General features: G+C 72.8%; 18 protein-coding genes. 5 read left to right on the top strand and 13 right to left on the bottom strand.

Translation table 11 applies throughout. From position 1 onward, the window contains the following. Nucleotides 1-1,010, bottom strand: a 1,010-nt coding sequence (locus ACTT8P_RS15805) for an alpha/beta fold hydrolase (protein WP_442832271.1), incomplete at its 3' end; no start/stop codon positions are given. A 209-nt stretch (nt 1,011-1,219) separates the two neighbouring features. Between ACTT8P_RS15805 and ACTT8P_RS15800 the strand changes: the two genes are divergently transcribed. From ACTT8P_RS15800 to ACTT8P_RS15785, 4 genes are read left to right on the top strand one after another with little or no spacing between them, the layout of a single operon-like run. After that, entirely contained in the window at nt 1,220-2,188 is a 969-nt protein-coding gene (locus ACTT8P_RS15800) for an ABC transporter ATP-binding protein (protein ID WP_442832307.1), read from the top strand. Then, nucleotides 2,181-3,083: an ABC transporter permease gene (locus tag ACTT8P_RS15795; protein WP_442832270.1), complete on the top strand. Its 903-nt coding sequence runs from the start codon at nt 2,181-2,183 to the stop codon at nt 3,081-3,083. The genes ACTT8P_RS15800 and ACTT8P_RS15795 overlap by 8 nt, the downstream gene beginning before the upstream one ends. Further along, entirely contained in the window at nt 3,080-3,991 is a 912-nt protein-coding gene (locus tag ACTT8P_RS15790; protein WP_442832269.1) for an ABC transporter ATP-binding protein, read from the top strand. Before ACTT8P_RS15795 ends, ACTT8P_RS15790 begins: the two co-directional genes overlap by 4 nt. 11 nt (nt 3,992-4,002) lie before the next feature. After that, the gene (locus ACTT8P_RS15785) at nt 4,003-4,722 is read left to right on the top strand and encodes an ABC transporter permease subunit (protein ID WP_442832268.1); all 720 of its coding nucleotides are present in this window, start codon (nt 4,003-4,005) and stop codon (nt 4,720-4,722) included. 74 nt (nt 4,723-4,796) lie between these two features. Here the strand turns inward: ACTT8P_RS15785 and ACTT8P_RS15780 are convergent, their stop codons facing one another. The 10 genes from ACTT8P_RS15780 to ACTT8P_RS15735 form a co-directional block, all read right to left on the bottom strand. Further along, nucleotides 4,797-5,579 carry a hypothetical protein gene (locus ACTT8P_RS15780; protein WP_442832267.1) on the bottom strand — a complete coding sequence of 261 codons (783 nt, stop codon included), beginning with the start codon at nt 5,577-5,579 and terminating at the stop codon, nt 4,797-4,799. A gap of 238 nt (nt 5,580-5,817) precedes the next feature. After that, nucleotides 5,818-6,654 (bottom strand): HAD family hydrolase, encoded by an 837-nt coding sequence (locus ACTT8P_RS15775; protein ID WP_442832266.1) that lies wholly within the window; start codon nt 6,652-6,654, stop codon nt 5,818-5,820. Next, nucleotides 6,651-7,928 (bottom strand): serine--tRNA ligase, encoded by a 1,278-nt coding sequence (serS, locus tag ACTT8P_RS15770; RefSeq protein ID WP_442832265.1) that lies wholly within the window; start codon nt 7,926-7,928, stop codon nt 6,651-6,653. Before serS ends, ACTT8P_RS15775 begins: the two co-directional genes overlap by 4 nt. Before the next feature lie 450 nt (nt 7,929-8,378). Beyond that, nucleotides 8,379-9,314 carry a prephenate dehydratase gene (gene pheA, locus ACTT8P_RS15765; protein ID WP_442832264.1) on the bottom strand — a complete coding sequence of 312 codons (936 nt, stop codon included), beginning with the start codon at nt 9,312-9,314 and terminating at the stop codon, nt 8,379-8,381. 129 nt (nt 9,315-9,443) lie between these two features. Continuing rightward, nucleotides 9,444-10,742, bottom strand: a complete 1,299-nt coding sequence (gene efeB, locus ACTT8P_RS15760; RefSeq protein WP_442832263.1) for an iron uptake transporter deferrochelatase/peroxidase subunit — start codon at nt 10,740-10,742, stop codon at nt 9,444-9,446. 7 nt (nt 10,743-10,749) lie between these two features. Beyond that, the gene (locus ACTT8P_RS15755) at nt 10,750-12,663 is read right to left on the bottom strand and encodes a copper resistance CopC/CopD family protein (RefSeq protein ID WP_442832262.1); all 1,914 of its coding nucleotides are present in this window, start codon (nt 12,661-12,663) and stop codon (nt 10,750-10,752) included. 13 nt (nt 12,664-12,676) lie between these two features. Further along, complete coding sequence (locus ACTT8P_RS15750) at nt 12,677-13,129, bottom strand: copper chaperone PCu(A)C (protein WP_442832261.1); 453 nt, start codon at nt 13,127-13,129, stop codon at nt 12,677-12,679. Then, nucleotides 13,126-13,782 (bottom strand): SCO family protein, encoded by a 657-nt coding sequence (locus tag ACTT8P_RS15745; RefSeq protein WP_442832260.1) that lies wholly within the window; start codon nt 13,780-13,782, stop codon nt 13,126-13,128. The genes ACTT8P_RS15750 and ACTT8P_RS15745 overlap by 4 nt, the downstream gene beginning before the upstream one ends. An 87-nt stretch (nt 13,783-13,869) precedes the next feature. Continuing rightward, nucleotides 13,870-14,622, bottom strand: a complete 753-nt coding sequence (locus tag ACTT8P_RS15740; RefSeq protein ID WP_442832259.1) for a YcnI family copper-binding membrane protein — start codon at nt 14,620-14,622, stop codon at nt 13,870-13,872. Between the two features lie 148 nt (nt 14,623-14,770). Continuing rightward, the gene (locus ACTT8P_RS15735) at nt 14,771-15,604 is read right to left on the bottom strand and encodes a hypothetical protein (RefSeq protein WP_442832258.1); all 834 of its coding nucleotides are present in this window, start codon (nt 15,602-15,604) and stop codon (nt 14,771-14,773) included. Between the two features lie 262 nt (nt 15,605-15,866). On the opposite strand from ACTT8P_RS15735, the gene ACTT8P_RS15730 reads away from it, so the two are divergent. After that, nucleotides 15,867-16,319: an ATP-binding protein gene (locus ACTT8P_RS15730; protein WP_442832257.1), complete on the top strand. Its 453-nt coding sequence runs from the start codon at nt 15,867-15,869 to the stop codon at nt 16,317-16,319. Between the two features lie 30 nt (nt 16,320-16,349). On the opposite strand, the gene ACTT8P_RS15725 is transcribed toward ACTT8P_RS15730, so the two are convergent. Both ACTT8P_RS15725 and ACTT8P_RS15720 read right to left on the bottom strand, forming a co-directional pair. Further along, on the bottom strand, nt 16,350-17,816 hold the full coding sequence (locus ACTT8P_RS15725) for an aminopeptidase P family protein (RefSeq protein WP_442832256.1): 1,467 nt from the start codon (nt 17,814-17,816) through the stop codon (nt 16,350-16,352). A gap of 106 nt (nt 17,817-17,922) precedes the next feature. After that, nucleotides 17,923-18,488: PP2C family protein-serine/threonine phosphatase (locus ACTT8P_RS15720; RefSeq protein ID WP_442832255.1), on the bottom strand; the 566-nt coding region annotated here is incomplete at its 5' end.

Below are 18,488 nucleotides of genomic sequence, written 5' to 3'. Positions count from 1 at the left end.
GCACTCCCGCCCGGCCCTGTACTGCCGCCCGGCCCGGCACTCCCGCCCAGCCTCGCGCCCCCGCCCGGCCCCGTGCCTCCGGTCCGCCCGTCCCCGGCCCCCCTGTCTTCGACAGCTGTCACGAACTCCCCGATCCACCCCGCCAGCAGATCCGGCCGGGTGCGCGGCACCCAGTGCCGGGCGGGCAGTGTGCGCCGGACCAGTTCCGGAGCCCACCGCTCCAGGTCGTCGTAGAGGTGCTCGGAGAGGAACGCGTCCCCCAGGGGCGTGACGAGCTGCACCGGCGCGTGGGCGTACGCGTCGGCGCGCGGGCGGCGCAGCCGGGGCCGTACGTTGTCCCGGTAGAGCCAGGCGCCGTGCGCCGCGTCGGCGGGCAGGGACGCGGTGGGGTAGCCGTCGGCGGGGGTCCGCTCCAGGCGGCGCAGGAGGCCCGGCCAGCTCGCGCCGAGCGGGCCGCGCCAGGCCAGTTCGGGCAGTACCGGCGTGTGCAGCAGGTAGACGTACCAGGACTTGGCGCCCTGGCCGACGAGCTGGGCGGCCCGGCGCGGGGTGGGCCGGCGCAGCCGCTCGGCGATCCAGTGCCCGAAGTGGTCCAGGGACGGCCCGGACATCGAGGTGAAGGACGCGATCCGCCCCCGGGTGCGCTCCACCGTGACGAACTCCCAGGACTGCACCGAGCCCCAGTCGTGGCCGACCAGGTGCACCGGACGGTCCGGGCTGACCGCGTCCGCGACGGCCAGGAAGTCGTCCGTCAGCTTCGCCAGCGTGAACCCGCCGCGCAGCGGCCTCGGCGCCGTGGAGCGGCCGTGGCCGCGGACGTCGTAGGCGACCACGTGGAAGCGCTCGGCGAGGCGGGCCGCCACCAGCGACCAGACCTCCTTGCTGTCCGGGTAGCCGTGGACGAGGACCACCGTGGGGCGGCCGGGGCCCGGATCGCCCAGTTCCGCCACGCACAGGTCGACCTCGCCGGTCCGCACCCGGCGCTCGCGCGCCCCCTCGAATCCCGTCACGTCTCCTCCGTCCCCGCACGCCGCTGTGCCGCCGCCGAATGTTCCAGTTGTTAGACGAACCGTCAACAGGTCGGCCGGAACCGCCGTACCCGCCGTAACCCTTAGGCAGGGTGCCCCCTAAGGACCCGTACGTCTGAGGTACGACACCAAGACGGCCCTCCGGTCTGACGACCCGGACGGCCGCCGTCACTACCGTCGTCGACGTGACTGTGATCGCGACCGAAAGCCTGAGCAAGCGGTTCCCCCGGGTGACCGCGCTCGACCGGCTGTCCGTGGACATCGGAGCCGGTGTGACCGGACTCGTCGGGGCCAACGGCGCCGGCAAGTCCACCCTGATCAAGATCCTGCTGGGTCTGTCCCCCGCCACCGAGGGCCGCGCCGAAGTGCTCGGCCTCGACGTGGCCACCAAGGGAGCCGCCATCCGCGAACGGGTCGGCTACATGCCGGAGCACGACTGCCTGCCGCCCGACGTCTCGGCCACCGAGTTCGTCGTGCACATGGCCCGGATGTCCGGCCTGCCGCCCACCGCCGCGCGCGAGCGCACCGCGGACACCCTGCGCCACGTCGGCCTCTACGAGGAGCGCTACCGCCCGATCGGCGGCTACTCGACCGGCATGAAGCAGCGTGTGAAGCTGGCCCAGGCCCTGGTCCACGACCCGCAGCTGGTCTTCCTCGACGAGCCGACCAACGGCCTCGACCCGGTGGGCCGCGACGAGATGCTCGGTCTGATCCGCCGCATCCACACCGACTTCGGCATCTCGGTCCTGGTCACCTCCCACCTGCTGGGCGAGCTGGAACGGACCTGCGACCACGTCGTCGTCGTGGACGGCGGCAAGCTGCTGCGGGCCAGCTCCACCACCGACTTCACCCAGTCCACCACCACCCTCGCCGTCGAGGTCACCGACACCGACGAGCACCCGGACGGCACCCGCGCGGTGCGCGACGCGCTGCACGCGCGCGGGATCACCGTCGAGGACGGCAGCGGCCTGCCCGGCGCCGGCCACGTGCTGCTGCTCACCGCCACCGGCGACGAGACGTACGACCTGGTCCGGGACCTGATCGCCGACCTCGGTCTCGGCCTGGTCCGCATGGAGCAGCGCCGGCACCACATCTCGGAGGTCTTCAAGGACAGCGACGACGCTGCCGCTCAGCGGAAGGAGGCGGTCCGCCATGGCTGACCCCGTCACCACGGTCCCGGCCGACCAGACCCGCATCCACAACATCGGCTACCGCGCCTACGACGGCCCCCGCCTCGGCCGCGCCTACGCCCGCCGCTCGCTCTACTCGCAGTCCCTGCGCGGCTCCTACGGACTCGGCCGCTCGGTCAAGTCCAAGGTGCTGCCGATGCTGCTGTTCGTCGTCATGTGCCTGCCCGCCGGCATCATGGTCGCCGTCGCCGTCTTCACCAAGGCCAACGACCTGCCGGTGGACTACACGCGGTACGCGATCATCCTCCAGGCGGTCATCAGCCTGTACATCGCCTCCCAGGCACCCCAGTCGGTCTCCCGCGACCTGCGCTTCAAGACCGTGCCCCTTTACTTCTCACGGCCGATCGAAACCTCCGACTACGTCCGCGCCAAGTACGCGGCCCTGGCCTCGGCGCTGTTCGTGCTGACCGCCGCGCCGCTGATCGTGCTCTATGTGGGCGCCCTGCTCGCCAAACTCGACTTCGCCGACCAGACGAAGGGATTCGCTCAGGGACTGGTCTCCGTGGCTCTGCTCTCGCTGCTGTTCGCCGGCATCGGCCTGGTCATCGCCTCCGTCACGCCGCGCCGCGGCTTCGGCATCGCGGCCGTCATCGCCGTCCTGACCATCACCTACGGCGCGGTCTCCACCCTCCAGGCCATCGCCGACGTGCAGGACAGCACCGGCGCCATCGCCTGGATCGGCCTGTTCTCCCCGATCACCCTCATCGACGGCGTGCAGTCCGCCTTCCTGGGCGCCGCCTCCGCCTTCCCCGGCGGCCACGGCCCCGGCACCGCGGCGGGCCTGGTCTACGTCCTCGTCACCCTCGGCCTGATCGCCGGCTGCTACGGCCTCCTGACGCGCCGCTACAAGAAGGTGGGACTGTGACCACCCTGAACATCGACCACGTCTCCCGCTGGTTCGGCAACGTGGTCGCCGTCAACGACATCACCATGACCATCGGCCCCGGCGTCACCGGCCTGCTCGGCCCCAACGGCGCCGGCAAGTCCACCCTCATCAACATGATGGGCGGCTTCCTCGCCCCCTCCACCGGCACCGTCACCCTCGACGGACAGCCGGTCTGGCGCAACGAGGACATCTACCGGCACATCGGCATCGTCCCCGAGCGGGAGGCGATGTACGACTTCCTCACCGGCAAGGAGTTCGTCGTCGCCAACGCCGAACTGCACGGCCTCGGCGCCAAGGCCGCCCAGCGCGCCCTGGCCACCGTCGAGATGGAGTACGCCCAGGACCGCAAGATCGCCACGTACTCCAAGGGCATGCGGCAGCGCGTGAAGATGGCGAGCGCCCTCGTGCACGACCCCTCGCTCCTGCTCCTCGACGAGCCGTTCAACGGCATGGACCCGCGCCAGCGCATGCAGCTGATGAACCTGCTGCGCCGGATGGGCGACGAGGGCCGCACCGTGCTGTTCTCCTCGCACATCCTCGAAGAGGTCGAACAGCTCGCCTGGCACATCGAGGTCATCGTCGCCGGACGGCACGCGGCCAGCGGCGACTTCCGCCGCATCCGCCGCCTGATGACCGACCGCCCGCACCGCTACCTGGTCCGCTCCAGCGACGACCGGGCACTGGCCGCGGCCCTGATCGCCGACCCGTCGACCTCCGGCATCGAGGTCGACCACGCCGAGGGCGCGCTGCGCGTCCAGGCCGTCGACTTCGCCCGGTTCACCGTCCTGCTGCCCAAGGTCGCCCGCGACCACGGCATCCGGCTGCTCACGGTCTCGCCGTCCGACGAGTCCCTCGAGTCCGTCTTCTCGTATCTCGTAGCGGCGTAGGAGGCCGAAGAATGTACGACCCCACAGTCGCCCGGCTCACCTACCGGGCCCTGCTCGGCCGCCGCCGGGCCCTCATCCTGGGCGCCCTGCCGCTGCTGCTGATCGTCATCGCCGTCGCGGTGCGCGCCCTGACCGGCGCCGACGACCAGACCGCGTCCGACGTCCTCGGCGGCTTCGCGCTCGCCACCATGGTGCCGATCATCGGCGTCATCGCCGGCACCGGCGCGATCGGCCCGGAGATCGACGACGGCTCGGTGGTGTACCTGCTGTCCAAGCCGCTCAAACGGCCCACCATCATCTTCACCAAGCTGATCGTCGCCATCGCCGTCACGATGGTCTTCTCCGCGCTGCCCACGCTGCTGGCCGGCCTGATCCTCAACGGCAACGGCCAGCAGGTCGCCGTCGCCTACACGGTCGCCGCCCTGGTCGCCTCCATTGCCTACGCCGCGCTCTTCCTCCTCCTCGGCACGGTCTCCCGGCACGCGGTGGTGTTCGGGCTGGTCTACGCGCTGGTCTGGGAGGCCCTCTTCGGCTCCCTGGTACCCGGCGCCCGCACCCTCAGCGTCCAGCAGTGGTCCCTCGCCGTCGCCCAGGACATCGCCGGCGGCGAACTGGTCACCTCCGACGTCGGCCTGACCACCGCGACCATCCTGCTGATCGCTGTGACCGTACTCGCCACCTGGTACGCCGGGCAGAAACTGCGCGCGCTGACCCTCGCCGGGGAGGAGTGAGCGGTCAGCGGCAGTCCCTCGCCGGGGAGAGGTGAGCGGTCAGCGGCAGTTCCTCGCCGGGGAGAGGTGAGCGGTCAGCCGCCGTCCGCCGCGACCCACGGCTGCCAGTCGCCGCTCCCCGCCACCCGCGCCAGCTGGGCGGAGGTCAGCGGCGGCGCGGCGGTGACGGCCGGTCCGGCCTTGGCGTCGGCGGCGTTCGCGGTGACCAGCACCACCCGGGTGCCGTCCGCGCGCAGCAGGTCGGCGGTGCGGCGCACCAGCTCGCCGCGCTGCTCCTCGTAAGTGATCAGGACCGAACCGTCGGCCAGGTTGCGCGCGGCGCAGTCGCGCAGGGTGACATCGGCTGCCTCGCGCGCGGCACAGGAGTAGAACTCCGCCAACTCCGCACGCGACGCCGGGCGCTGCGCCGCCTTGCCCTTCCCGTCCTGCCCCGTCGCGGCGCTCGCGGCGGCGGACTTGTCGGGGGCCGCGGTGCCGCTCTTGTCCGGACCGTCCGTGCCCCGCGCGGCGGCCCGCGCCGTGTCCTTGCCGAGCGCGTCGGCACGGGTCAGCTGGAAGTCGCCCTGCACGCTGACGGCGACCTCCCCGCCGTTCACCAGGACCCGCCCGCCGGCGCTCACCCGCTGCTTCCCCTCGTCGCCGTCCCACCAGGCGGGCCCGCTGGTGGCGGGCTTGCCCAGCAGCAGGCCGCGCAGGGTCGCCACGGCCCGCTCCCCGGTCAGCGCGGTCTTCCCGGCCGGTGGCCCGGACCGTACGGCGACCGTCTCGAACGACGGGATGACCACCCAGTCGGCCTGACCGGCCGTCCCCCCGGTCGCCCCGCCGCCCAGCACCACCGTGCCGGCGACGACGCTCACACCGGCGAACGCGGCGGCGCCCCACCGCGTCTGCCGGCGGCGCCGCAGCCGGCGCCCCCGGACCCTGGCCGACCAGGCTGTCGGTCGGGGCGGGCGCCTCCCGCACGTACGCGTCGAGCAGCTGCCCCAGCCGCGCGTCGAACCGGCCCGCGCTACGGATTTCCGCAGCGCGGGCCGCGGTCGGGCCGACCGGGCCCGCGCACGTTCGATCCGTGCATCCTCCGCCGTCGACGGCAGGTCAGCCGAGGCCGTCGAGCAGCCGCTCCAGCACCACCGCGATACCGTCCGCGTCGTTCGACGACGTCACCTCGTCCGCCACCGCCTTCAGCTCCGGGTGCGCGTTGGCCATCGCCACGCCGCGCGCCGCCCAGCCGAACATCGGCACGTCGTTGGGCATGTCCCCGAAGGCGATGGTGTCCGCCGCCCGCAGCTTCAGCCGGCGCGCCGCCAGCGACAGGCCGGTCGCCTTGGACAGCCCCAGCGGCAGCAGCTCGACGATCCCGGCACCGGCCATCACGACCGTGACGAAACCGCCCGCGGTCCGCCGGGCCACCGCGGCCAGCTCGTCGTCGGACAGCGTCGGATGCTGGATGTAGATCTTGTTCAGCGGCGCCGACCACAGGTCGGAGGCGTCCGTGAACGGGGTCGCCGGAAGGGCGCCGCCGACCGCGTAGCCGGGCCCGACCAGCACCTCGCCGTCCAGCCCGTCCCGGCTCGCCGCCAGGTACAGCGGACCGGTCTCGGCCTCGATCTTCGCCAGCGCCACCCCGGCCAGTTGCCGGTCCAGCGTGACCGAGGTCAGCAGCCGGTGCTCCCCGGCGTGGTACACCTGCGCGCCCTGCCCGCAGACGGCCAGCCCGTCGTACCCGAGGTCGTCCAGGATGTGCCGGGTCCACGGGACCGCGCGGCCGGTGACCACGATGTGCGCGGCGCCCGCCGCGGTGGCCGCGGCGAGCGCGTCCCGGGTGCGCGCGGAGACCGTGTCGTCGGTGCGCAGCAGCGTGCCGTCGAGATCGGTCGCGACCAGGCGGTACGGGAAGCCCGCGGCACCCGGGGCGGTGGCGGCGTCGCTCACTTGGCCACCGGCTCCAGGACCTCCCGGCCGCCCAGGTACGGCCGCAGCACCTCGGGCACCCGCACCGAACCGTCGGCCTGCTGGTGGTTCTCCAGGATCGCCACGATGGTGCGCGGTACGGCGCACAGCGTGCCGTTCAGCGTCGCCAGCGGGCGCACCTTCTTGTCCTCGCGCACCCGGATCGACAGGCGGCGGGACTGGAACTCGGTGCAGTCCGAGGTCGAGGTCAGCTCGCGGTACTTGCCCTGGGTCGGGATCCACGCCTCGCAGTCGAACTTGCGGGCCGCCGAGGCGCCCAGGTCCGCCGAGGCCACGTCGATCACCCGGAACGGCAGCTCGAGCGAGGTCAGCCACTGCTTCTCCCACTCCAGCAGCCGCTGGTGCTCGGCCTGCGCGTCCTCGGGCAGGACGTAGGAGAACATCTCGACCTTGTCGAACTGGTGCACGCGGAAGATGCCCCGGGTGTCCTTGCCGTGCGAACCGGCCTCGCGGCGGAAGCAGGGCGAGAAACCGGCGTAGCGCAGCGGCAGCCGGTCGGCGTCAAGGATCTCGTCCATGTGGTACGCGGCGAGCGGCACCTCGGAGGTGCCGACCAGGTAGAGGTCGTCCTTGTCGAGGTGGTAGACGTCCTGCGCGGCCTGGCCGAGGAAGCCGGTGCCGGCCATCGACTGCGGGCGGACCAGCGCCGGGGTCAGCATCGGCGTGAAGCCGGCCGCGGTGGCCTGCGCGATCGCCGCGTTGACCAGGGCCAGCTCCAGCAGCGCGCCGACGCCGGTCAGGAAGTAGAAGCGGGAGCCGGAGACCTTGGCGCCGCGCTCGACGTCGATGGCGCCGAGCAGCTGGCCGAGCTCCAGGTGGTCCTTGGGCTCGAAGCCCTCGGCGGCGAAGTCGCGGTGCGTGCCGTGCGTCTCCAGGGTGACGAAGTCCTCCTCGCCGCCCACCGGGACCTCGGGGTGGACCAGGTTGCCGAGCCTCTGGAGCAGTTCCTGGGTCTCGGCGTCGGCGGCGTCGCGCTCGGCGTCGGCGGCCTTGACGTCGGCGGCGAGCTGGCTCGCGCGCTTCAGCAGCTCGGCCTTCTCGTCGCCGGTGGCTTTGCCGATGAGCTTGCCGAGGCCCTTTTGCTCATTGCGCAGCTCGTCGAAGCGGACGCCGGACGACCTGCGCCGCTCGTCGGCGGCCAGGAGGGAGTCGACGAGCGCGACGTCCTCTCCACGGGCGCGCTGGGAGGCGCGCACACGGTCGGGGTCCTCACGGAGCAGGCGAAGGTCAATCACACCGCCAAGGCTACCGGTGACCGGTGACGGCGATCGACCCACTATTGACCGGGGCGGTCGCCGCGAGGTCAAGAAAAGGCGTCCCATGGGGACTTGGGGATGGCCCGGGGTCTCCGCTGTCCACAGGAATCCACTGTTCCGGAAAGTTATCCACAGGCTGTGCGGAAGTTCTGTGGACTACGGAAGTGATCATTCCTAATGGGACATCCGGGACGGAGAATTCCTCTTTCAAACCCGCCGCACGCGCACGTACGAGTGGAAAGGGGTCACTCTGGAGAATGACGGGCAAGAAACAGGTGGACGAAGGGTGACCTGCGGGTCTGTGGACGGAGATGGGGCCTGTAGGGGGATTTGTCGACTGAATCGCCTTTCGTTGTCGACTTGTCCCCAGGTCGAGACGTCGCCCTGTGGATAACCCCTGTGGATAACTAAGATCCGCAGATACGACCGTCAGAACCGGCCGTCCTGGCACCGGGCGACCCACTCCGCCGCCGCCACGAACTCCTCGTCCGAGGTGCCCGGGAACCGGTCGCCCGTCTCGGCCGGGTCGACGCCCGCGCGCGGGTACGAGCCGAGGTAGCGCACCTGGAGGCAGATCCGCTTCAGCCCCATCAGCGCCTCGGCCATCCGCCGGTCGGAGATGTGCCCCTCGGCGTCGACGCAGAAGCAGTAGTTGCCGATGCCGGCGCCGGTCGGCCGGGACTGGAGCAGCATCAGGTTGATGCCCCGGGTGGCGAACTCGCCCAGCAGGTCGCGCAGGGCGCCGGGGTGGTCGTCGCGCTGCCACAGCACCACGGACGTCTTGTCGGCACCGGTCGGCGCGGCCGGCCGGGCGGGGCGGCCGACCAGCACGAACCGGGTCTGGGCGTTGTGCGGCGAGTCGTGGATGCCGGTCTCCAGCGGCTCCAGACCGTACCGGGCGGCGGCGAACTCGCCGGCGAAGGCGGCGTCGTAGCGGCCCTCCTGGACCAGGCGGGCGCCGTCCGCGTTGGAGGCGGCCGACTCCCAGACGGCCTCCGGGAGGTGGGCCTTGAGCCAGTTGCGCACCTGCGGCTGGGCGGCCGGGTGGGCGGTGACCGTCTTGATGTCCGACAGCTTGGTGCCGGGGCGGACCAGCAGCGCGAAGGTGATCGACAGCAGCACCTCGCGGTAGATCATCAGCGGCTGGCCGGAGACCAGCTCGTCCAGGGTGGTGGTGATGCCGCCCTCGACGGAGTTCTCGATCGGTACGAACGCGGCCTCGGCCTCGCCGACGCGCACGGCGTCGAGCGCGGACTGGACGGAGACGTACGGGACCAACTCGCGGGTCGCGGCCTCCGGGAGCGTACGCAGGGCGACTTCCGTGAAGGTGCCCTCGGGACCGAGATAGGCGTAACTGGCTGGCATGGCCTCACCCTAATGCGCCCTGCCGCCGCCCCGTGCGCCGATCACGCGCGCCTCACCCGCTCACCCCCGCCGCTCCTCCCTGCTCACTCCCGTCCGTCCTCCCCGCTCAGCCCCGCCCCTCCTCCCCGCTCACCCCTCCAGCAGCCGCTGCCCCACGTACTCCCCCTGTGCCGCGCCGCCCGGCACCGCGAACAGGCCGCTCGCCTCGTGCCGGATGAACTTCGACAACGCGTCCCCCCGGTCCAGTTTCCGCTGGACCGGCACGAAGCCGCGCAGCGGATCGGCCTGCCAGCAGATGAACAGCAGACCGGCGTCCGGGACCCCGTCCGCGTCGAAGCCGTCGTGGTACGAGAAGGGGCGGCGGAGCATGGCCGCGCCGCCGTTCTGATCCGGGCGGGTGATACGGGCGTGGGCGTTGATCGGGACCACCAGGTTCCCGGCCCGGTCGGTCTTCACCAGGTCCATCTCGGTCGTCTCGCCGCCCCCGGACAGCGGCGCCCCGTCGGCCTTGCGGCGCCCGATGACGTCCTCCTGCGCCTTGGCCGACAACTCCTCCCAGTCGTCCAGGAGCATCCGGATGCGGCGTACGACGGCGTAGGAGCCGTTCGCCATCCAGGCGGGGTCGGTGGAGCCGGACTCCGGCACCCAGATCCGCTGGTCGAAGTCGGACTCGGCGGGCTTGGGATTGCGGGTGCCGTCGACCTGGCCCATCAGGTTGCGCACGGTCATGGGGTGGGCGGTGGCGCCCGGCGAGCGGTTGAAGCCGTTCATCTGCCAGCGGACCCGGGCGGCCGAACCGGCGTCCTTCTGGAGGGCGCGCAGGGCGTGGAAGGCGACCAGGGCGTCGTTGGCGCCGATCTGCACCCACAGGTCGCCGTTGCTGCGGTTCTTGTCGAGGTGGTCGGAGGAGAAGTCGGGGAGCGGATCGAGGGAGACCGGGCGCTGTTTCTCCAGTCCGGTCCGGCCGAAGAAGCTGTGGCCGAACCCGAAGGTGACGGTGAGGGAGGACGGTCCGGCATCCCGGGCCACGTCGGTGTCGCCGGTGGCGGCCGCCTCGCCCGCCATCAGCCGGCGGGCGGTGTCGGACCAGCGGCGCAGCAGCGCGGCGGCCTCCTTGCGGCCGGCGCCCGCGGTCAGGTCGAAGGCGACGAGATGACCGCGGGCCTGGGCGGGGGTGGTGATGCCGGGCTGATGTTTCACGTGAAACGCCACCTGCTCCGCGCCGAGCGAGGTCAGCGGCGTGGCCTCGGCGGGCGCGGCGGTGTATCCGACGGCACCGCCGGCGGCGCCGAGCACCAGCCCGGTCGCCCCGGCGGTGGTGAGCAGCCGGCGGCGGGAGACGCCCGCCGGGGCGGTGGGGGTTTCTGCGACGACCGGGGCTTCGGGGATGCGAGGGGTGCGAGCCTCCGGAAGGGACTGTTCAGCCATGTGCGGTTCAGCCGATCTGCGCGTTCTTGGAGACGGTCACCTGGTCGATGTCGGAGGTCCGCACGGTCGCGGCGACCTTCCAGTCGCCGGCCATGGGGAGCTGCACCTCACTCGCCGACCAGTGTCCGGTGGTGATGTGGTCGGGGGCCACGGGCAGCGGCCCGATGTCCTTGGTCTCCAGGGTGAAGGCGAGCTTCACCTCGGGGATGTCGACGGCGTGGCCGTCCGGGTCCTCGACGTAGACGTGCACGTCGTTGGCGCCCACCCGGGCCGGGTCCACCTCGACGCGGACGACGCCCTTGCCGTTCTCGCCGCCGGTGTCGAAGGGCATGTCGAGGGTGACGGCCCCGGACGCCGAGGTGCCGGCGGAGGCGGCGGCCGAGGTGGCGGCCTTGGCGTCCTGTTCGGTACGTCCCGGCTCGGTCTGGGTCAGCACGGTGGTGACGGCGAGCAGCACCACGGCGACACCGGTCTCGGCGAGGACGGAGCGGCGCAGTCCGAAGCGGTGCGGGTCGGCGTCGCGCTCGCGCTTCTGCCGTGCGGCGTCCACGGCGGCCCGCTGCCGGGCGAGCTGGGCGGCCCGCTTGGCGTTGCCCACGGGCTTGACCCCGCCCGCGCCCTTCGCGCCGACGGCCGTGGTGCTGGAGATCCCGGCCCGCTCCTTCTCCCGGGGCCTGGGCACCGCGCCCGCCGTCTCGGCCAGTCGTGCCGTCCAGCGCCGGGACAGGTACGCGATCCCGACGAGCACCGCCACCAGCGCGATCTTGGCGAGCAACAGCTGTCCGTACCGGGTGTCGGTGAACGCCGACCAGGACCCCAGCTGGCGCCAGGACTGATACGTACCGGTGATCACCAGCGCGACCACGCTGCCGAAGGCGACCGCGGAGAAGCGGCGTACGGCCGCGGTGTCGACCGGGGTGTCGGCGGGTGCCTTGTAGAGGGCGACGAGCAGCGTGGTGAGGCCGCCGAGCCAGGCGGCGACGGCCAGCAGGTGGACGACGTCGGCCGGCATGGCGATACCGGGCTGAAGGCCGACCGAGGCGTGCTCGGCCATCGCCCAGGTGGCGGCGAGACCCGCCGCGACGACGGTCCCGCCGACCGCGAGCCCGAAGGTCAGGTCGCGCTGCTCCGCGTCCTCGCGTTTGTCGTAGGCGCCGAAGAGCACCGAGACGAACAGCGCCGCCGCGGCGAGCAGCAGCAGCCGGGAGACCAGGGCGGCGCCCGTCTTGGTCTGGAGCACCTGGCCGAGCAGCTCCAGGTCGAAGATGTCGGCGGCCTTGCCGGAGCCGGTGTAGGAGCCGCGCAGCAGGAGCATGGCGAGGGTGGCGGAGGTGAGCGCGAGCCATCCGGAGACGACCAGGCGCTGCACGGTCCGCACGCCCGAGCCGCGCGGCCAGCAGGCCAGCACGAAGGCGGCGCCGCCGACCAGGACGGCGAAGCCGGCATAGGCGGTGTAGCGGCCCAGCCCGTAGAGCCAGCCGACGACCCCGCCGCCCGCCTCCTGGCCGGCGGCCGGCACCGAGGTCTTGGAGGGGGCGCCGATGGAGAAGGTGAAGGCGCCGGAGACCGGATGGCTGTCGGCGGAGACGACCTGGTAGGTCACCGTGTACGTGCCGTCCGGCAGCCCCGAGTGCAGGGCGACGCCGTAGGTGGTGCCGCTGACGTTGGCCGGCTTGCCGTCGTCGACGCGGGTGCCCTTGGGGTCGAGTACGCGCAGTGCGTCGTCGCCCAGGGAGACCGACTCGGAGAAGGTCAGGGACACACGGGCCGGGGCCTGGTCGACCACCGCCCCCTGCCGGGGGTCGCTGCCGGTCAGCGCGGCGTGCGCGGAAGCCGGGGCGGCGCCGGCCAGCAGGGCGCCGGCCGTGGCCAGGAGCAGCAGCACCAGGTGCCGGACGCGTGGGGCGATGGTCGGTGTCAACGTGGTCCCTCCCTCAGTCCCCGGCGGTGGGCCGGTAGGTGGCCGGTTTCACCGGCATCTCGACCGTGACCGGGCCGGAGTCGGCGAAGTGCAGTTCGACGGCGATGGTCTGCCCCTGCTTCGGCTGTCGCTTCAGCTTCTCGAACATCAGATGGTCGCCGCCGCTCTGCAGGGCGAGCCGCCCGTGTGCCGGCACCGGGAGGCGGTCGACCTGCCGCATGGCCCCGTCGACGGTCTCGTGCACGGTGACCTCGCCGGCGTCGCTGGTGACGGAGGTCAGTTCGTCCGCCGTGTCCCCGTCGTTGGTGACGGTCAGGAAACCGGCCGCCATGCTGTCGGAGACGGGCTGCGGCATGTAGGCGGCGCTGACCGAGAGGTCGGCGGCGGAGTCACCGGCTCCGCACCCGGCGAGAGCCAGCGCGCCGGTCAGGACGGCCACCGCGCACCGGGCGGGGCGCCGGCTCACGGCTTCTCCCCCTTGATCAGCTTGGGCAGGTCCTTGGTGTAGTCGTCCACCGTGGCGTCCTCGCCGTAGAGCACGTAGCCGCCGTCGGTCTTCGGCGAGAAGGCGATGACCTGGGTGCCGTGGGTGGAGACGACCTTGCCGTTCTTGTCCTTGGTGGGCGCCTCGATGGAGATGCCGAGGGTGCGGGCGCCGGCCTGAATGGTGTCGAAGTCGCCGGTGAGGCCGATGACCTGCGGGTCGATGCCCTTGAGCCACTTGCCGAGGGCGGCCGGGGTGTCGCGTTCGGGGTCGGTGGTGACGAAAACGACGCGCAGCTCGTCCTGTTCGGCCTTGGGCAGCTGCTTCTTGGCCACGGCGATGTTGTTCATTGTCAGCGGGCAGACGTCGGGGCAGTTGGTGTAGCCGAAGTAGATCAGGGTCGGCTTGCCGGCCGTCTCCTCACGGAGGTCGTACTTCTCGCCCTTGGTGTCGGTGAGTACCAGGTCCGGCTTCTCGAAGGGCTGGTCGAGCACGGTGGCGGCCTGCTGCGAGGCGGAGTCCTCGGAGACCACGGTCACCGGCGAGTCGGCGGAGTCGGCACCGCCGCCGCAGGCGGTGAGGGTCAGGGATGCGGCGGCGAGCAGGGCGGCCGCGGCGAACGTCTTCTTGCGCATAGCGAAATGTCCCAGTTGTGAGTGCTCCGGTGCGCACCGGGGCCCGGCTGAGCGGGTCCCCGGTGCGCACCGGACGTGCGGGCCGCCTCAGGCGGTGGTGGAGCGCCGGCGTCCGGCGAGCACGCCGTAGGCCACGCCCGCGGCGCCGACGACGATGCCGACGACGCCCAGGACGCGGGCGGTGGTGTCGGTCGAACCCGAGCCGGAGCCGGAGCCCGAACCGGAGCCGGAGGCGGCCTCGGTGGTCCCGGCCGCCGCCGTGCTGTCGTCGGACGCCGCCCCGGAGGAGCCGTGGGCGTCGCTGTCGGCCGCGGTCAGTTCGAGCACGGGCGCCGGGTTGTCGGGCTCTTCCTGGCCCTCCTGCTGCACCTCGATCCAGCGCACGACCTCCTTGTTGGAGTACGTCTGGATCGCCTTGAAGACCAGTTCGTCCGCGTCCTCGGGCAGGGCGCCGATGGAGAGCGGGAACTTCTGGAAGAAGCCGGGCTCGATGCCGTCGCCGGTGGCCGTCCAGGTCACCTTGGTGACGGCCTCGGTGAGCTGCTCGCCGTGCGACTCGAGCGGCTCGTCCAGCTTGCTCTTGGTGACGACGGCCTTCCAGCCCTCGACCGGCTGCGGCATCACCGAGGCCAGCGGGTGATCGGTGGGCATGGTGACCTCCAGCTTGGTGGTGGAGGCGTTGTCCCGCTCGTTGGGGACCTTGAAGTCGACGGTGGCGTAACCGCCCTGGGCGGCCTCGCCCTCCGGCTGCACGCTGACGTGCGCGAAGGCGGGCGCGGACAGGACGAGGACGGTGGCGCCGGCGACGGCGCCGGCGGCGGCGATACGGGAAGCCTTCATGAAGGGCACTCCGCTTCTGGTGATGTCCGGACCGCTGGTTGGACGAACGGACGGCCGGACGGACGGATGGAGGGAGACGCGCACGCGCGCGTGCCGCACGACGGCGTCCCCCTGTCCACTGGTGGCGGAGAGCGGCGGTCGCGTCGTGTCAGGCGGCGAGGACGAGCGCGGCGCTGGGCGGTCCGCGCCGGATCACCGTGTGCTGGAGTGCGGTGGTGCGCGGCCGCGGTACGGGCAGCAGGGCCGTACCCGGCGGACGCGCGCTGTCGTCCGGCGCGCCCGGCAGCCCGGCGCGCAGCGCCCGTACCAGGCAGAAGGCGGCGCGCAGGGAACGTACGAGCGCGCCCTCGGTGACGAGGTGCGCGGAGTGCGCCGACAGGTCGACCAGCCGGGCCAGGGCCAGGTCCCCGCGGCGCAGCAGCCAGCCGGCGGCTATCGCGGCCAGCGCGTGGCCCAGCAGCATCGGCAGGGACGGCAGCAGGGCGGCGGGCGAACCGGCGGCCGCCGACAGGGCGTTCGCCGGATGGTGCGCGGCGGCCGGGTGCGCGGCGGCGTCCGGCTGGACCCGCGCGTCGCTGAGGATGCGCTGCGCCTGCGCCGGGCTGAGCGCCGCCGCGGTGGTCCCGCACACCAGCCGCGCGGCCTGCTGCGCGAGCGAGAGGTCCGGCGCCGTGGCGGTGGCCGTCGTGGCGGTGGCCGTGGCACCGTGCTGGCCGAGCCCGAACAGCGCGTGCAGCGCGGTCTGGCCGGCCGCGAGCAGGGCCGCGATCCCGGGCAGCGACCGCTGCCGTCCGGCGAGCGGCGCCGCGACCACGACCGCCCCGAGGAACCCGGCGGCCAGCGACCACAGCGGGACGGTGGCGCAGGAGGCGAGGGCGTGCCCCGCCCCGGCCAGCACGACGCAGACCGCGGCGAACACCGCGGCCCGCAGGATCCGGAGGTCGTTCCCGGAGCGCGCCGTAGGCGGGTGGGGGGCAGTCATGGCGGGCTCATCATCGCACTGGACCCACCCGCACCGTGCGGCAGGTCCACAAGGTGCGGTACGACCGGAAGGTCACCGTCTGCCGGGATGCGCCCCCTGCGCGAGCCCCCGGACACCGGTCCCGGCACACGGGTCCGTACACCGGCGGCCGCCGGGGCGCATCCGCCGTATGGGCGGTCTCACGTCAACCCCGCGCTTACGTCAGGGCGCGTCGGGCAATACGTAACGGTATGTCGAGCCGCGCCCAGGAGGCTGGTGGAGCATGAGCATCTGGTGGTCACTCCATCTGCGGCGCGAGGCTGCGAGCGTGCCACTGGCCCGCCGCCTGCTGCTCGGCGCCATGGAGACGGCGGGCGTCGACCCGGACATCTCCTACGACCTCTCCGTGGCCCTCACCGAGGCGTGCGCCAACGCCGTCGAGCACGGCGGGGACGACGCGTCCGGCGGCCCCGCCGCGGCCTACCGGGTCACGGCCTACCTGGACGGCGAACGGTGCCGCATCGAGGTCGCCGACACGGGCCCGGGGTTCACCGGCGGCCGCCCGTCCCGCCCGGCGCCCGCGCCCGCCGACGCCGAGCACGGCCGGGGGCTGTGCCTCATCCGGGAACTCGCCGACCACGTGCACATCGGCAGCGCGACGGCGCGCGGCGGCGCGGTGGTGAGCTTCGACAAGATCATCAAGTGGCGGAACGACATCCCGCTCGTGGCGGTGTGAGGGCCGGCCGGCCCGGCCCCCACGGTCGCGTCAGCCCTTGAGCGCGGCCATCCACGCCTCGACCTCGTCGGACCGGCGCGGCAGCCCGTCCGACAGGTTCCGGTTGCCGTCCGCGGTGACCAGGATGTCGTCCTCGATCCGCACCCCGATGCCCCGGTACTCCTCGGGCACCGTCAGGTCGTCGGCCTGGAAGTACAGCCCCGGCTCGACGGTGAGCACCATGCCGGGCTCCAGCGTGCCGTCGACGTACGTCTCCACCCGCGCGGCGGCGCAGTCGTGCACGTCGAGGCCGAGCATGTGCCCGGTGCCGTGCAGCGTCCACCGGCGCTGCAGGCCCAGCTCCAGCACCCGCTCGACGGGGCCCTCGACCAGGCCCCACTCGACCAGCCTCGCGGCCAGCACCCGCTGCGCGGCGTCGTGGAAGTCCCGGTACTTGGCGCCCGGCCCGACCGCCGCGATGCCGGCCTCCTGGGCTTCGTAGACCGCGTCGTAGACCTTCTTCTGCACCTCGCTGTACGTGCCGTTGACGGGCAGCGTGCGGGTGACGTCGGCGGTGTAGTACGTGTGCGTCTCCACGCCCGCGTCGAGCAGCAGCAGGTCGCCGGAGCGGACCGGGCCGTCGTTGCGTACCCAGTGCAGGGTGCAGGCGTGCGGGCCGGCGGCGGCGATGGTGCCGTAGCCGACGTCGTTGCCCTCCACCCGGGCGCGCAGGAAGAAGGTGCCCTCGATGTAGCGCTCGCTGGTCGCCTCGGCCTTGTCGAGGACCTTCACCACGTCCTCGAAGCCGCGCACGGTCGAGTCGACGGCCTTCTGCAGCTCACCGATCTCGAACCCGTCCTTCACCAGGCGGGCCTCGGAGAGGAAGACGCGCAGTTCCTCGTCGCGCTCGGCGGTGACCTTGTCGGTCAGCGCCGCCTCGATGCCGGCGTCGTACCCGCGCACCACCCGCACCGGGCCGGTGGCCTCGCGCAGCTTCTCCGCCAGCTCGCGCACGTCGGAGGCGGGGATGCCGTACAGCTTCTCGGCCTCGGTGAGGGAGTGCCGGCGGCCGACCCACAGCTCGCCCTGGCCGTTCAGCCAGAACTCGCCGTTCTCCCGGTCCGAACGCGGCAGCAGGTAGATCGTGGCCCGGTGCCCGGCACCGACCGGCTCCAGGACCAGTACGCCGTCCTCGGTCTGGTTCCCGGTCAGATAGGCGTACTCGACCGAGGCGCGGAAGGCGTACTCGGTGTCGTTCGAGCGGGTCTTCAGGTTGCCCGCGGGGATCACCAGGCGCTCGCCGGGGAACCGGGCGGACAGCGCGGCCCGCCGGGCGGCGGTCTCGGCCGCCTGGGCGATCGGCGCCAGGTCGCGCAGCTCGGTGTCGGCCCAGCCGGACTTCATGTTCTCGGCGAGCTCGTCGGACACGCCCGGGTACAGCCCGTTCTTGCGTTGCTTGGTCGGCTCTTCGGACTCTGTCTCCGGGGTCTCCGGTGTGAGCTCCTCCGCCACGGTCATCCTCCTAGATACGGCACTGGACCACCCCCCATCGTACGGTCGCGCGGAAGGGGGCCCAGGGGCGTATCGCCTGTTACACCGTGGGTGACGGCGTGGGTGATGTCCGCTAGTCGAACCGCACCGCCAGCAGCACGACGTCCTCCTCGGAGTCCGCCTCGTCCAGGCCGTCCGGCAGCACCGTGCGCAGTACGTGGTCGGCGACCGCGTCCGGATCGCGCCGGGCGGCCCGCGGGACCCCGGCGGCGGCCGCGTGCAGACGGGCGAAGGCCCGGTCCACCGGGTCGCCGGTACGGCGCAGCAGCCCGTCGGTGTACAGCAGAACCGTCTCTCCGGGTCCGGCCAGCACCTCCGCGCTCGGCGCCTCCCAGCAGGCCAGCATGTTCAGCGGCGCGGAGACCGAGGTCTCCACGAACTCCGTGCGCCGCTCCCCGGTGAGCAGCGGCGGACTGTGCCCGGCGCCGGCCAGTGTGATCCGGCGCAGCGCGGGCTCGCAGTAGCCGAACAGGGCGGTGGCCGAACGGGCCGGCTCGGTCAGCCGCAGCAGCAGCTCCAGGTCGGACAGGACGGCGACCGGGTCCTCGCCCTCCATCACGGCGTACGCCCGCAGCGAGGCGCGCAGCCGGCCCGCCGCGGCCGGCGCGCCGGCCCCGGCGCCGGTGACGGAGCCGACCG

This window comes from Streptomyces sp. JW3, assembly GCF_052216785.1.
Lineage (GTDB): Bacteria > Actinomycetota > Actinomycetes > Streptomycetales > Streptomycetaceae > Streptomyces.
The sequence above is the reverse complement of the archived record's forward strand: the minus strand, read 5'-3'. Positions and strand labels throughout refer to the sequence as shown.